The following is a 13,327-nucleotide window of genomic DNA, read 5'->3' on the forward strand; positions in this document are numbered from 1 at the left end:
TCCTTGGAAGTCCCTCCCAGTTTACCGAGGCGGCGCGGCGCCCATTGGCGAGTGCTGGGTAGCCTCGAAGAATGGCCCACACACGGATCCTCCGCGCGTTCGCTGTCTTCGCCGTCACCTTCGCCGCCATCGCCGCTCCAACCGCTGCTTTCGCGACACCCGACAGCGTCCGATCCGACGCCGCTTCGCACCTGCAACCGGCCGCAGCGGAAGCCGACGTGGACGACTTCACCTACAGCTCGTGGGACGCCGTGTACGAGGTCGGGCTCGACGACGAAGGTCGTGCGCGGATGCACGCGACCGAGACTCTCGTCGCCCGATTCCCCGACTTCGACCAGAACCACGGCATCGTGCGCGGCCTGGCGACGTCGTACAAGGGAGCGAGCACCGAGACCACGATCTTGTCGGTGACCGACGGGAACGGCGTGGCCGTGCCCTACGAGACGGACGAGGAAGACGGAGTACTGCTCGTGCTCACCGGCGACGACTCCTACGTGCAGGGGCTCACGACCTACGTGATCGAGTATGAGATGCGGGATGTCGTCCTCGCGACCAGCCCGCCTGCGGGATCCTCCACGCCCGCGGTCGACGAGTTCTACTGGGATCTGCTCCCGCTCGACAGCACTCAGGCCATCGAACGGTTCGGTGCCGACATCAAGTTCGACACCGAGATGAGCGCCGCGCTCACGGGATCAACCCGGTGCTACACCGGCCCATCGGGCTCGAAAGACGAGTGCGACCTGCAAGGCCCCCAGATTGACGGAGGGGTCGCGCAATTCCGCGTCGAATCCGGGGAGCGCCCGGCCGGCGACGGGGTGACCGTGGCCATCGGATTCGAGCAGGGAACCGTCACTCAGCCCCTCGCCCGCACCCCGGATCCGGTCGGCGACATCGCCCCTCTGATCGCCGCAGTCGGGGCCGTCGGCGTGTCAGCGGGCAGCTGGGTGGCCGTATCTGCTTTCACTCGCCGACGGCGGGTATCCAGTGGCATCGTCGTCGCACAATACGACGTACCGGATTCGCTCCCCCCACTGCTCGCCGCGGCCATCGTCTCCGGGGCCAAAGATGTGGTTCCGGCCGAGATAGTGCACCTGGCCGTGCGCGGAACACTTCGCATCGAAGAGGGGGCGGAGGCGGAGGAACCGCGATTGCGTCGCATCCCCGGAGCGCGCATCCCGGACCAGCTGGATGTCGATGCGCTCGAATCGCTCTTCTTCGACGCCGACGCCGACGCAGAAGGAGTCGTCGACCTTCCTGCGGCTGACGAAGCCTTCGCCGCGCGTATGACCGCTCTGGAGCAGAGCGGTCGAGCAGCGGCCCAGACCCGCGGTCTCACCGAGAAGGTGCGCAGCCGCGGAGCCGTCATCCTCCAGTGGTGCGCGATCGGCATCGCCGCAGTCGGTCTGGCGCTGGGAATCTGGGGAGCGGCCAGCGGCCGCCTCTCGGCGATCCCGGCGCTGGTCGCGATCTCCTTCGGCGCGTTCCTCGTGCTCCTCTCCAGCCTCTACGCGTTCTCCAAGCACACGGTCCTCACCGCTGAGGGCGCCCGCACGCACGAGTATCTGCAGGGTGTAAAGGAGTTCATCCGGGTCGCCGATGCCGATCGCCTGCGGATGCTGCAGTCCTACAGCGGCGCGGAGCGTCGACCGGACGACAGCGCGAGCGTCATCCACGTGTACGAGCGGCTCCTCCCCTACGCCATCCTGTTCGGATTGGAAGACGAATGGGGCGAGGTGCTGGAGCGGGCCTACGCGCACGCGCAACGGGGTGCGTCCTGGATCGGCGACCCGACGTCGTTCGCTCTTCGCGTGCAGCTGGCGTCGTTCATGGCGTCGTCCCACTCGGCCGCGACGTATTCGGCTCCCTCGACGAGTGCCTCCTCGAGCGCCGGTGGCTCGTTCGGGGGCGGGTTCTCGGGTGGAGGCGGAGGCGGCGGCTTCTCCGGCGGGCGGTGAGCGCTGCTCGCGATCAGACCAGGGGCGGTGCGTCGGATGCTTCGCGCAGCGCGCGCTCCACGGTCGACTGCACGAGAGCGGACAGATAGCCGCCAGGGTTCTCCACGCCGATCTCGCGCAACCGTGCGGTCGACTGGCCGATGATCGACCGCGAGAATTCGGTGGCCGTCGCGATGGCATCCGCGTATGCCGGACGATCCGCCTCGGCGATCACGACCGGCTCGCACCCCATCTCGACGGCGAGCGCCTGTGCGATCGGCAGCACGGCCGCGGGCGCGGTCACAGCGGCGAACCCGGCCTGCAACTGCCGGAGGTCGATCGAGGTTCCGGTGAAGGTGATCGCAGGATGCACGGCGAGGGGTATCGCACCACGCTCGGCGGCAGGTCGCAACACCTCGATGCCGTATGCAGGGTCGGTGTGCAGCACGAGCTGCCCGATCTGCCAACCGCCCACCTCAGCGATGCCGGCGACCAGCGAAGGCAGCTGCTCCGAAGGAACCGCGATGATCACGAGCTCGGCTCGACGAACGACCTCGAGAGCGTCGAGCACCGGCACGTCAGGCAGCACCGCCGATGCGCGCTCGTCATCGGATCCGCTCGTGATGCCGATGACGGCGTGACCCGCACCTCCGAGCGCTGCGCCGACGACCGGGCCGACTCGCCCCGCACCGATGATGCCGACGCCGAGGCGACCGTCACGCGCCATCGTCGCTCCGTCTCGTCCGCCGCAGGAGCGGAGGCGCAGGAGGAGTCACCGGGGGTGCCGGGGGAAGTACCGGTGGCGCTGGCGGCGGAGTCACCGGAGCGTTCACCGGAGGAGCAGCCGCCGGAGGCGGAGCCACCGGAGGCGCGGGAGGCGGAGCCACCGGAGGCGCGGGAGGCGGAGCCACCGGAGGCGCGGGAGTAGCAACCGGAGGTGCGGGCGGCGCAGTGGTCGGTTGAGCGACAGGCGGCGCAGGCGGAGCCCCTTGTCCCGGAACCGGGGCCGGGAAGATCGGCGGTGGTCCCGTGTAGGCCGGCGGTCCGGCGTAGGCCGGCGGTCCGGTGTAGGCCGGCGGGGCCGGAGGGGTTGCCGTCGATGCGGAAGCCGCGTGCTCACTCCAGCGGTGGGTCGTGTCACGCGAAGCCGCGTCTGCTGCTGCCCGGCTCACATCGTCGAGCAGCGCCAGCGCATCCGCACGCTCCAGACCGGAGAGGTATCCGGTGATCGGGCCCGGTACGGTGTGCACCTGTGCGCCCGACACACGCTGATTCCGGTCGATCGGCCCCTGACTGAGGGAGACGCCCTGCAGACGTGCAAGCGGGAACACCGCGAGCTTGCGCCAGACGTTCCCGCGGCGCAGCAGCAGACCGAAGTCGGCCACCAGGTATCCGTGACGCTTCCAGGAGAAGGGCCGCCGCCACCGTGCGCGCCGCGGCATCGTGCGATAGGGGTCACCCTCGACGGGGCCGACGATGCCCTGTTCCCAGAGGAAGGAGATGTCCGCAGCGGGGACATCCGGCAGCACCAGGGCGAGGACGCGTTCGACATCGGCACGCTTGCCGACGGGCAGCACCACGTTGAACTGCTGTCCGCTGCCGGAGGACTGCTGGGCCGCACTCTTGCCGCTCATCCTGTTGATCTTGATCGTCCACCACCCGAACGGACGCCACAGCAGCGACTGGGACACCTCCACGGCGAAGATGCGCCCTGGAGGGAGCGTCTCGGTCACCGTCGTCAGCAGACCGTAGGTGATCCGGACGCCGTCCGGAGTCGGCGCGATCGAATAGCGCAGCGACTTCGAGATCTGTGCCCAGGTGATACCGACGACCGCGATGACCATCGGAATGCCCATGCCGAGCCCGAGCCCCAGGAGGATGAAGCTTCCGTCCGTGTCGCCGTCGGCGATCATGCCGATCAGAGCGCTTCCGATCGCGATCGCGAAGATCGCCCCGAAGAACACGAACCACAGCAGACCCGAGATCAGCTGCGACCCGACCAAGCGGCCGGTAGGGATCTTGACGACGCTCTCCGGGACCACGTCGGCGAGATCGACGCCGGCGAGGAGATCATTGACACCGGCGTTCATCGACCCGACGAGCTGCGCTCGCGCAGACGTCGGTGCGACCGGAGCCGCGGACCCCGTCCCCTGCTCGGGATTCAGCGCGGCGTTGCGTGCCGCGCGGGCACCTGAGGCCAGACGCAGGATGTCGGCCCGCACCGACTCGGCGCGTGCAGTGGCGAGGTACTCGAGCTCCACGTTCGCGTCGTTGCCGGCACCGACCACCTCCAACTTGGCCAGACCGATGATGCGAGCGGGGAAGGGACGGGTCAGGTTGACGCCCTGCACCCGGTCGAGCGGCGCGCGGCGGTGCGAGCGGAAGACGAAGCCCTTGCGGACCTCGACGTGGTCTCCTGTGATCCGGAACTGCTGGAAGCGCCAGATGAACCAGAAGATCAGTACCAGCACCACGACCAACCCCAGCACGCTGAGCAGGGCCACGAGGATCAGGTTGTTCGACAGAACCCAGTCGACCGGGTCGGCGCCGGCGTAGTCACCGTAGTGCGCCTCTTCGGGAGCGAAGAGGTCGACCGCCCAGGTGATGAGGCGGTCCCGCATGTTCGCGATCACGATACCCGCGATGATGATCAGCGCCAGCCCGCCCTTGAAGAGCGGGGTGAGCGGGTGCATCCGGTGCCACTCACCGTTCGCGAGGTTCGTCGACGACGCGTCGCTGGCGATTTCCGCGCTCGGGGAGGGCGGGAGCTGCGGCTCGCTCACAGGCCGGTCCGGCGAGTCTCAGCGACGTGGATGAGGGTGTCGCGCAGCGCCTCAGCTGCTTCCTGCGTGAGTCCGGGGATCTGCACGCCGGTTGTCGCCGCGGCAGTCACCATCTTGAGTTGGGCGATGCCGAAGGCTCGATCGAGCGGCCCCTGGGTGATGTCCACCAGCTGCATGCGCCCGTACGGAACCGCGATCATGCGCTGCCAGAGGATGCCCTTGCGGAACACGATGTCGTCGACGCGGAGCATGTAGCCGATCGCCTTCGCCTGACGGGGAAGGATGATGAGCGCGATCACCGTGATGAGGAGGATGACGCCGGCGGGGATCCACACCCACTGCTGGTCCAGCACGACGTTCAGCACGACGGCGGCGACCGCGACGATCACGATGAAGATCACGTTCTGGACGATCTGCGAGACGACGTAGCGCGGCGAGATCTGGTGCCACGTGCCGTCGAGCTCCAGCCTGGCCTCATTGCGTGCCGTGCGCAGCTGCGTGTAGGTCCCCTGGTCGAGGGCGCCGAGGTCAGTGCCCTCCGCTGGGTTCAGGGGCGCGGTCTCTGGGTTCTGAGTCATCAGGATCCTTCGGCAGGGTACAGAACTGTTCGGCGACGAGCGCAGCGATCACGAGGACGATCGCACTGCCGATCAGGGCCAGCATGGCCACAGTCGACCCTACCTGTGGAACGACGGGGCGCGACAGGAGGAACAGCAGCAACCCCGCTCCGAATCCCGCCATGATGGCGCCGAGCAGACTCGAGGCTCGCGCCAGCGTCGCGGCCCTGAGCGCGCGGAAGGGATCGATGCGGATGCCCGAACGCACACTGCGCCGCACCGGCCAGGCGACGCCCAGCGCTGCTGCCGCGATCAGCAGAAGCAGCAGAGGAAGCAGCAGTGAGGGAGTGAAGGTGACGCGCCCCGCGGTGGTGAGCAGGTGGTCGAGCAGGAATCCGCCGCCGCCGCCGAGCAGGGCGAGGACGACGAGCACCCCGGCAGAGGTGCGTCTCATCCCTCACTCCGGGCGTGCAGTTCGGCCGCGAGGTCGGCGACTCTGCCCTGGCCCAGCAGCACCGCGTCCTGGTCGACGTCCAGCCAGGGGTCGAGCACGAACAGCCGCTCGGCCGCGCGCGGATGCGGCAGCTGCAGGTTCGGCTCGTCCGAGACGACATCGCCGTACGCGATGAGGTCGAGGTCGAGAGTGCGGTCGCCCCAGCGTTCTCGACGCTCACGACCGTTCTCGTCTTCGATGGCGTGCAGCATCCCGAGGAGGATCCCGGGAGCGAGGCGCGTGGTGACGAGGGCGACCGCGTTGACGTATCCGGGTGCATCGGGATCCGGCCCGTCGAGACGGAGCGCGACGGTCTCGAACAGGCGGGAGAGGCGCACATCGCTGACCAGAGGCAGACGGGCGATCCGCTCTGCGGCGGCGCGGATGGTCTCGTGGCGATCCCCGAGATTCGCACCGAGTGCGACGACGGCGATGGTCTCCGGTCGTCCCGGGCGAGGGCCGGGCATGTCCGGCGGGTTCGCGAGGTTGCGGCTCATAAGGTCGTGTCCTCCCACGAGTCGACCGTGCGACGTCGGTGCACCGTGACCGCCACATCGGTGAAGTTCAACGGAATCGGGGCATGGGGCTTGTGCACTGTCACCGTCACGTCCACGACCCGTGGGTCTGCCAGCACGACGGCGGAGATGCGCTCGGCGAGCGTCTCGATCAGGTTCACCGGTTCTCCGGCCACCACGGCCGCCACCTTCTCGGCCAGCTCTCCGTAGTGCACGGTGTCGGCCACGTCGTCGGAGGCGGATGCCTGCTTCAGCGGCAACCGCAGACGGAGGTCGATCGTGAATTCCTGCCCGTCCCTGCGCTCGTGCTCGAAGACACCGTGACGACCGAAGACGGTCAGACCGGTGAGAACGATCTCGTCGAGGAACTCCATGCCTCTAGCGTACGGGCCCGCCCGATACGCCTTCAGCCTTCCCAGGCGTGGGCGATCGCGAGCGCGTCGCGGGTGGCTGCCACGTCGTGCACCCGCACGGCCCAGACTCCGGCCCGTGCCGCGAGGGCGCTGGTGACGGCGGTCGCGAGATCGCGACGGGCCTCCGACACGTCTTCATCGGGAGCGGCATCCTCTCGCAACGTCTCAGCCAGGAACCTCTTGCGCGACGTGCCGATGAGTACTCGCGGTCCGAGTGCGACGATCTCGTCTAGCCCGCGCAGCACCTCCCAGTTCTGCGCACCCGCCTTCGCGAACCCGATCCCCGGGTCGACGATCAGTCGTGACGGGGCGATTCCAGATGCGGCTGCCTCGCCGATGCGCTCATGGAGCTCGCCCGCGACCTCACGCGCGACCCGGCGGTACTCCGCCTTCGCGTACATGTCGGCGGAGAACCCCCGCCAATGCCCGATCGCGAAGTCGGCGCCCGACTCGGCGACAGCCACCCGCATCTCGGGGTCGGCCAGCCCGCCGGAGACGTCGTTCACGATCCGTGCGCCCGCGCGCACAGCCGCTGCGGCGGTCGCGGCGCTGAGCGTATCGATGCTCACGGGCACACCCGCCGCGGTGAGCTGCTCGATCACCGGGATCACGCGTTGCTGCTCGACTTCGGTGCCGACACGGTCGGCGCCCGGTCTGGTCGACTCGCCGCCGACGTCGAGCACCGCTGCGCCATCGGCCCGCAGCCGCAGGCCATGGGCGACTGCCCTGTCGACATCGAGGTAGCGTCCGCCGTCGCTGAAGGAGTCGGGGGTGACGTTGAGTATCCCCCAGATGCCCGTCATCAGCGCACAGTTCCCGAACCGGAGACCGACGCACCGATCAGAGTGATGAGCTCGGCCCTGGCCACCGCATCCGTGTACTCGCCGCGCGCCGCGATCGTGAGAGTCGACGCCTCGGTCTGCCGTCCTCCGCGCATCGTGACGCAGCCGTGCGAGGCGTCGAGCACGACGAGCACGCCCCTGGTGTCGAGGTGTTCCGCGATCGTGTCGGCGATCTGCTCGCCGAGGCGCTCCTGCACCTGCGGACGGGCGGCGAGGATCTCGACGACGCGCACGAGCGCCCCGAGGCCGACGACCTGCTCCCCCGGGAGGTACGCGATGTGCGCGTGGCCTGCGAAGGGCAGCAGATGGTGCTCGCACACGGAGCGGAAGCGGATGTCACGCAGCAGCACCGCCCCGGAGGGCAGTGTGTCGGGCGCGGGCCCCCGCGAGACGCTGATGGTGCGCGCGAGCGGCTCGGCCGGGTCTTCGCCGACTCCCGAGAAGAACTCGGAGTACAGCTCGGCCATCCGCGACGGAGTCTGCTTCAGCCCGGGCCGATCCGGATCCTCGCCGATCGCCTCGAGCAGCTCTCTGGTGAGTCGCTCGACACGCTGCTTGTCGACGGTCACGTCACGCCGTGGCAGGCCGCGGGTTACCGGCGCCCGCTGATCCCTGCTGCGTGCGCGGCGCGGTGGCCGGAGCCTCGACGGATGCCGCGAGCGAGATGTCTTTCTTCGGCACTTCGATCGGAGGGCGCTCGGAGACCGGGCGGCCTTCGCTCGACAGCCACAGCGGACGCTCGGGAAGCTTCTTGATCTCGGTGAAGATCTCCGCGATCTGGTTGTGGTCGAGGGTCTCCTCCTCGAGCAGCGCCAGGGCGAGCTTGTCGAGGATGTCGCGGTTCTCGCTGATGACCGCGTAGGCCTCGTTGTGAGCCTGCTCGATCAGGGCGCGCACCTCGGCGTCGACCCGCTCGGCAACCCGCTCGGAGTACTCGCGGCCACGGCCCATGTCACGGCCTGCGAAGGGTTCGCCGCCTTCGCTGCCGAGCTTGACCGGGCCGACCTGCGTGGTCATGCCGTACTCGAGCACCATCTTGCGAGCGATCGAGGTCGCCTTCTCGATGTCGTTCGACGCTCCGGTGGTGGGGTCGTGGAACACGATCTCCTCCGCGACACGGCCTCCCATGGCGTAGGTCAGCTGGTCCTGGAGCTCGTTGCGGGTGATCGAGTACTTGTCGTCCAGCGGCAGCACCATCGTGTATCCGAGCGCCTTGCCGCGGGGCAGGATCGTGATCTTGGTCACGGGATCGGTGTAGTTCATCGCCGCCGCCGCGAGCGCGTGTCCGCCCTCGTGGTACGCCGTGATCAGCTTCTCTTTGTCGCGCATCACACGGGTGCGGCGCTGCGGACCGGCGATCACACGGTCGATGGCCTCGTCGAGGGCGCGGTTGTCCACCAGCTGCGCGTTCGAGCGCGCGGTGAGGAGCGCAGCCTCGTTGAGCACGTTCGCCAGGTCGGCGCCGGTGAAGCCGGGAGTCTTGCGGGCGACGACCTCGAGGTCGACGCTCTTCGCGAGCGGCTTACCCTTGCTGTGCACCTCGAGGATCTTCTGGCGGCCCCTGAGGTCGGGCGCGTCCACACCGATCTGACGGTCGAAACGACCGGGTCGCAGCAGCGCGGGGTCGAGGATGTCTGGGCGGTTGGTCGCAGCGATCACGATGACGTTCGCGTTCGGGTCGAAGCCGTCCATCTCGACCAGCATCTGGTTGAGCGTCTGCTCGCGCTCGTCGTTTCCGCCGCCCATTCCGGCGCCGCGGTGGCGGCCTACGGCGTCGATCTCGTCGATGAAGATGATGGCCGGCGCGTTCTCCTTGGCCTGGCCGAAGAGATCGCGAACGCGGGAGGCACCGACACCGACGAACATCTCGACGAAGTCGGAACCGGAGATGGAATAGAAGGGGGCACCGGCTTCACCCGCGACAGCGCGGGCGAGCAGCGTCTTACCGGTTCCGGGAGGGCCGTACAGGAGCACGCCCTTCGGGATGCGGGCGCCGATGGCCTGGAACTTCGCCGGATCCTGCAGGAACTCCTTGATCTCGTGGAGCTCTTCGATGGCCTCGTCCGCACCGGCGACGTCGGCGAAGGTGACGGTCGGGGTCTCCTTGTTGACGAGCTTGGCCTTGGACTTGCCGAACTGCATGACCTTGCCGCCGCCGCCCTGCATGGATGACAGGAGCCACCAGAACAGGAGGCCGAGCAGCACGAGCGGGAGGAGGAGTGAGAGGAAGCCGTCGAACCAGCTCGCCCGGGGCACGGCGTCGTTGAAGCCGTCCTTGGGTGCGGCTTCGTTGATCGCGGTGACGACCTCGTCGGCGCGGGCGTCGACGTAGTAGAACTGCACGTCTTCGGAACCCTTGAACGGCTTCGAGAGCGTCATGTCGACGCGCTGATCGCCGTCGGTGTTCACGACCTCTGTGACCGTCGTGCCGGAGAGGAGCTTCAGCCCCTCCTGAGTCGTGATCTGCTTGGGCGCGCCAAGATTCGAGATCAGCAGGAAACCGCCGAAGAGGAGCACGCCGATCAGCGCGACGTAGATCAGCGGATTCCGGGTGAGCTTCTTCACATCCATGATCGGATCAGCGTATCGCGGGTGCCCTAGGGGGTCGCTGTACGTTCACCCACGGCGTAGCGCGTCGCGGTCGTCAGGAGTACACGTGCGGCGCGAGGACCGCGACGTCGCGAAGGTTCCGGTAGCGCTCGTTGTAGTCGAGGCCGTATCCGACGACGAAGTCGGTGGGGATGTCGAAGCCGACGTACTTGCAGTCGATGACCACCTTCGCAGCCTCGGGCTTGCGCAGAAGGGCCAGCACCTCGATCGACTCGGCGCCGCGGGAGCCGAAGTTCTCGAGCAGCCAGCTGAGCGTCAGACCGGAATCGATGACGTCCTCGACGATCAGCACGTGCTTGCCGTTGAGGTCGGTGTCGAGGTCTTTGCGGATCTGCACGACGCCGCTCGACTTCGTGCTCGCACCGTAGCTCGACACCGCCATCCAGTCCATCGGAGCGTGGAAGGGCAGCGCCCGTGCGAAATCGGCCATCACCATGACGGCCCCCTTGAGCACGCCGACGAGGACGAGGTCCTTGCCCTCGTAGTCCTCCGCGACCTGGGTTGCGAGTTCATCGAGTTTGGCGAGGATCTGCTCCTCTGTGACGAGGATGCTGGTGAGGTCGTCCTGGATTTCCGCGGCGCGCATGGATCGATTTTAGGTGACGTGATCCGATGCTCGCGTCCAGGTTCACCGATCGGGAAGGCATCTCCCCATCCCGCGGCATCCGCACTACTGTGAGCGGTGATGTGGGCGGACGCCCCGACGGAAGGATTCACCATGGCTCTTGACGACATCCTCAAGCAGGTGCCGATCGACGACATCGCCGAGAAGCTGGGCATCTCGCGAGACGAAGCCAAGGTCGCGGTCGAGCAGGGCGGCGCCGTGCTGCTGGGCGGGCTCGCGAAGAACGCCGAGACCGATGAGGGCTCCGCCGCGATCCAGAACGCGCTGAAGAAGCACGAGGGCAGCGCCGGCGCCTCGAAGGTCGACGACATCGATGCGGCCGACGGCGGCAAGATCGTCGCGCACATCCTCGGCTCGAAGGAGAAGGAGGTCACGAAGGAACTCACCGAGTCGAAGGCGACCCCCGGAATCGACTTCGGCAAGCTCCTCCCGATCCTGGCTCCCATCGTGATGGGGCTCATCGCGAACGCGAACAAGGACAAGACCGCGAAGGCGGATGCTGGCGCTGAGAGCTCCGGTGGCATCGGCGACCTCATCGGCGGCATCCTCGGCGGGGGCGACAAGGGCGGCTCCGGCGGCGGCATCGGCGACGTGATCGGCGGACTTCTCGGCGGAGGCAACAGCGGCGGCTCCGGCGGCGGCATCGACCTCGGTGGCATCCTGGGCGGCCTCTTCGGCGGCAAGAAGTAGCACTCCACCTGACGCATCCGGTCGTCGAGCGACGACGCAGGCGCAGAAGAGCGTTCGAGACGAGACGCGCTCAGCGACCGGATGCGGTGAAGACGATGCGTCCGCCCTGGCGCACAGCCGAACATTCCGGCAGGTCGATCGGCCCCTGACCGCTCCAGTCCGTGACCAGGCGCGCGACCTCGATCGTCTGCGCCCTGGTCAGACTCACCCCGAACTCGCTGTCCACGACGAGACGGATGATGCGGTTGCGCAGCGCAGCCGGATTCGCGGCGAGCGCCGCCACGCTGACCGAGATGCCCGCTTCCGCGTGCTCGACGATGTCCTCGATGGTCTCGTGGATCATCTCGTCGAACGCCTCGGCGTCCTCGCGCAGCTGCTCCGCGGTGCGAGCGAGCGCATCGGCGATGCCCGGCCCGAGCTCCGCCTCGAGCACCGGGAGCACACGCTCGCGCGCCCGCACCCTGGCGTAGCGGTCGTCGAGGTTGTGCGGGTCATCCCAGGGCGTGAGGTCGGATGCGGCACAGAACGCCCGCGTCGTCTCGCGGCGCACACCGAGCAGCGGACGCACCCACTTCACTCCGTCTTCGTCTTCCCGCACCGGCGCCATGCCCTGCAGGCTCGCGGCGCCGGAGCCTCGCGCCAGCCCGAGGAGCACGGTCTCCGCCTGGTCGTCGAGCGTGTGTCCGAGCAGCACGGTCGAGGCACGAGCATCCGAGGCGGCCTCACGCAGCACGCGGTACCGCGCCTCGCGTGCCGCCGCTTCCGGGCCGCCCTCGCCCGAGACGGCGACGCGGAGCACACGCGCGTCGAGTCCGAGCATCTGTGCGATGCGCGCAGCGTTGGCGGCCACCTCGGCGGAACCGTCTTGGAGGCCGTGGTCGACCGTGACGGACGCGGCCCGAAGGCTGCGCTTGGGCGCTTCGAAGGCGGTGGCCGCGGTGAGCGCGAGCGAGTCGGCGCCACCAGACAGGGCGACGATCACGGTCGAGCCTTCGGGAACCTCAGCGAGCGCGGCGCGCACGGCGAGGCGGATCTCGGCGATGGCGGGAGAGAGAGACGGCACGGTTTCCACGCTAGGGCACCGGGCCCATCCGCGCCGCTCCGAGAAGTGCGTCAGGTGCGCAGGCGGGGCTATCCTGACGCCGTGACAGACAACCCACGTACGAAGCCGTTCCGGACGGAGCGTTTCAAGGCGTTCGTCGACGCCGTCGTGGCGATCGCGATGACGCTGCTCATCCTGCCGTTGATGGAGTCCGTCTCCGAAGCCGCATCGGGCAACCTGAGCACGGCCGAGTTCCTCTCCGAGCATTCGGGACAGCTGCTGAGCTTCGGCCTGAGCTTCCTCCTCATCGCCACCTTCTGGATGGGGCACCACCGCCAGTACCGCGACGTGGAGTTCATCACCGGGCCGCTGCTGTGGATCAACGTGGCCTGGATGGCGACGATCGTGTGGCTGCCCGTGCCCACGGCGATGATCGGGCAGATGGACACCGATCCGCTCCAGGCGGTGGTCTACATCGGCACACTGATCATGACGCAGGTCACGACCCTCGCCGGCTGGCTCTACCTGGCGCGGCATCGCGAGCTCAGCACCATCTCGACCGAGACGATCCGGCTGGGGGCGATCGGCGATCTCGCCGCAATCATCCTGTTCGCAGCAGCCCTCGCCATCGCGGTCGCCGCTTCCCCGAACGGATACACCGGATTGTTCCTGCTGCTGCTGAGCGACCCGATGAGCCGCCTGCTGAATCGACTCCTGCGCCGACGTCCGAGCGAAGAACCTGCGCCGCCGGACGACTCCGGAAACTGAGCGGCAGCGCCCACGGGCGTGCGAGCGCCGCAGGTAGGCTAGTCCGCGGCATCCA

14 protein-coding genes are annotated in these 13,327 nt (G+C 68.3%); 3 read left to right on the top strand and 11 right to left on the bottom strand.

Translation table 11 applies throughout. The features are described from left to right. The first annotated feature begins 71 nt into the window (after positions 1–71). Positions 72–1,955: a DUF2207 domain-containing protein gene (locus tag ACIQTX_RS17365; protein ID WP_402974478.1), complete on the top strand. Its 1,884-nt coding sequence runs from the start codon at positions 72–74 to the stop codon at positions 1,953–1,955. Positions 1,956–1,968: 13 nt separating this feature from the next. Here the strand turns inward: ACIQTX_RS17365 and ACIQTX_RS17370 are convergent, their stop codons facing one another. From ACIQTX_RS17370 to hpt, 10 genes are all read right to left on the bottom strand, one after another. Further along, positions 1,969–2,661 (bottom strand): DUF2520 domain-containing protein, encoded by a 693-nt coding sequence (locus ACIQTX_RS17370; RefSeq protein ID WP_028502045.1) that lies wholly within the window; start codon positions 2,659–2,661, stop codon positions 1,969–1,971. Then, positions 2,651–4,717 (bottom strand): PH domain-containing protein, encoded by a 2,067-nt coding sequence (locus ACIQTX_RS17375; protein ID WP_402974481.1) that lies wholly within the window; start codon positions 4,715–4,717, stop codon positions 2,651–2,653. Before ACIQTX_RS17375 ends, ACIQTX_RS17370 begins: the two co-directional genes overlap by 11 nt. Further along, positions 4,714–5,295 (bottom strand): PH domain-containing protein, encoded by a 582-nt coding sequence (locus ACIQTX_RS17380; RefSeq protein ID WP_402974484.1) that lies wholly within the window; start codon positions 5,293–5,295, stop codon positions 4,714–4,716. The genes ACIQTX_RS17375 and ACIQTX_RS17380 overlap by 4 nt, the downstream gene beginning before the upstream one ends. Then, positions 5,246–5,728, bottom strand: coding sequence for a DUF3180 family protein (locus ACIQTX_RS17385; RefSeq protein WP_402974487.1), 483 nt, complete (start codon positions 5,726–5,728; stop codon positions 5,246–5,248). Before ACIQTX_RS17385 ends, ACIQTX_RS17380 begins: the two co-directional genes overlap by 50 nt. Continuing rightward, on the bottom strand, positions 5,725–6,264 hold the full coding sequence (gene folK, locus ACIQTX_RS17390; protein WP_402974490.1) for a 2-amino-4-hydroxy-6-hydroxymethyldihydropteridine diphosphokinase: 540 nt from the start codon (positions 6,262–6,264) through the stop codon (positions 5,725–5,727). The genes ACIQTX_RS17385 and folK overlap by 4 nt, the downstream gene beginning before the upstream one ends. After that, a complete protein-coding gene (gene folB, locus ACIQTX_RS17395) occupies positions 6,261–6,656 on the bottom strand; it encodes a dihydroneopterin aldolase (protein WP_402974493.1) in 396 nt (131 codons plus the stop codon). The genes folK and folB overlap by 4 nt, the downstream gene beginning before the upstream one ends. A 32-nt stretch (positions 6,657–6,688) precedes the next feature. Further along, positions 6,689–7,498, bottom strand: a complete 810-nt coding sequence (folP, locus tag ACIQTX_RS17400; protein ID WP_402974496.1) for a dihydropteroate synthase — start codon at positions 7,496–7,498, stop codon at positions 6,689–6,691. Beyond that, positions 7,498–8,106, bottom strand: a complete 609-nt coding sequence (gene folE, locus ACIQTX_RS17405) for a GTP cyclohydrolase I (RefSeq protein ID WP_402974499.1) — start codon at positions 8,104–8,106, stop codon at positions 7,498–7,500. Before folE ends, folP begins: the two co-directional genes overlap by 1 nt. A 1-nt stretch (position 8,107) precedes the next feature. Beyond that, entirely contained in the window at positions 8,108–10,108 is a 2,001-nt protein-coding gene (gene ftsH / locus ACIQTX_RS17410) for an ATP-dependent zinc metalloprotease FtsH (protein ID WP_105526371.1), read from the bottom strand. Between the two features lie 73 nt (positions 10,109–10,181). Continuing rightward, positions 10,182–10,733, bottom strand: coding sequence for a hypoxanthine phosphoribosyltransferase (gene hpt / locus ACIQTX_RS17415; RefSeq protein WP_028502036.1), 552 nt, complete (start codon positions 10,731–10,733; stop codon positions 10,182–10,184). A 132-nt stretch (positions 10,734–10,865) separates the two neighbouring features. On the opposite strand from hpt, the gene ACIQTX_RS17420 reads away from it, so the two are divergent. Next, complete coding sequence (locus tag ACIQTX_RS17420) at positions 10,866–11,462, top strand: DUF937 domain-containing protein (RefSeq protein WP_402974504.1); 597 nt, start codon at positions 10,866–10,868, stop codon at positions 11,460–11,462. A 70-nt stretch (positions 11,463–11,532) separates the two neighbouring features. Here ACIQTX_RS17420 and tilS read toward each other — a convergent pair whose 3' ends face one another. After that, positions 11,533–12,525, bottom strand: coding sequence for a tRNA lysidine(34) synthetase TilS (gene tilS / locus ACIQTX_RS17425; protein WP_402974507.1), 993 nt, complete (start codon positions 12,523–12,525; stop codon positions 11,533–11,535). Positions 12,526–12,606: 81 nt separating this feature from the next. On the opposite strand from tilS, the gene ACIQTX_RS17430 reads away from it, so the two are divergent. Beyond that, positions 12,607–13,272, top strand: coding sequence for a TMEM175 family protein (locus ACIQTX_RS17430; protein WP_402974510.1), 666 nt, complete (start codon positions 12,607–12,609; stop codon positions 13,270–13,272). Positions 13,273–13,327: the final 55 nt, after the last annotated feature.

It is taken from the genome of Microbacterium sp. NPDC090281 (assembly GCF_044769635.1).
Lineage (GTDB): Bacteria > Actinomycetota > Actinomycetes > Actinomycetales > Microbacteriaceae > Microbacterium.

What these genes read in the sequence shown, in the direction of transcription:
- folK (WP_402974490.1), bottom strand. Translation starts at nt 6,264, where the DNA reads ATGAGCCGCAACCTCGCGAACCCGCCGGACATGCCCGGCCCTCGCCCG.
- ACIQTX_RS17365 (WP_402974478.1), top strand. Translation starts at nt 72, where the DNA reads ATGGCCCACACACGGATCCTCCGCGCGTTCGCTGTCTTCGCCGTCACC.
- ftsH (WP_105526371.1), bottom strand. Translation starts at nt 10,108, where the DNA reads ATGGATGTGAAGAAGCTCACCCGGAATCCGCTGATCTACGTCGCGCTG.
- hpt (WP_028502036.1), bottom strand. Translation starts at nt 10,733, where the DNA reads ATGCGCGCCGCGGAAATCCAGGACGACCTCACCAGCATCCTCGTCACA.
- ACIQTX_RS17370 (WP_028502045.1), bottom strand. Translation starts at nt 2,661, where the DNA reads ATGGCGCGTGACGGTCGCCTCGGCGTCGGCATCATCGGTGCGGGGCGA.
- folP (WP_402974496.1), bottom strand. Translation starts at nt 7,498, where the DNA reads ATGACGGGCATCTGGGGGATACTCAACGTCACCCCCGACTCCTTCAGC.
- folB (WP_402974493.1), bottom strand. Translation starts at nt 6,656, where the DNA reads ATGGAGTTCCTCGACGAGATCGTTCTCACCGGTCTGACCGTCTTCGGT.
- ACIQTX_RS17380 (WP_402974484.1), bottom strand. Translation starts at nt 5,295, where the DNA reads ATGACTCAGAACCCAGAGACCGCGCCCCTGAACCCAGCGGAGGGCACT.
- ACIQTX_RS17420 (WP_402974504.1), top strand. Translation starts at nt 10,866, where the DNA reads ATGGCTCTTGACGACATCCTCAAGCAGGTGCCGATCGACGACATCGCC.
- ACIQTX_RS17385 (WP_402974487.1), bottom strand. Translation starts at nt 5,728, where the DNA reads ATGAGACGCACCTCTGCCGGGGTGCTCGTCGTCCTCGCCCTGCTCGGC.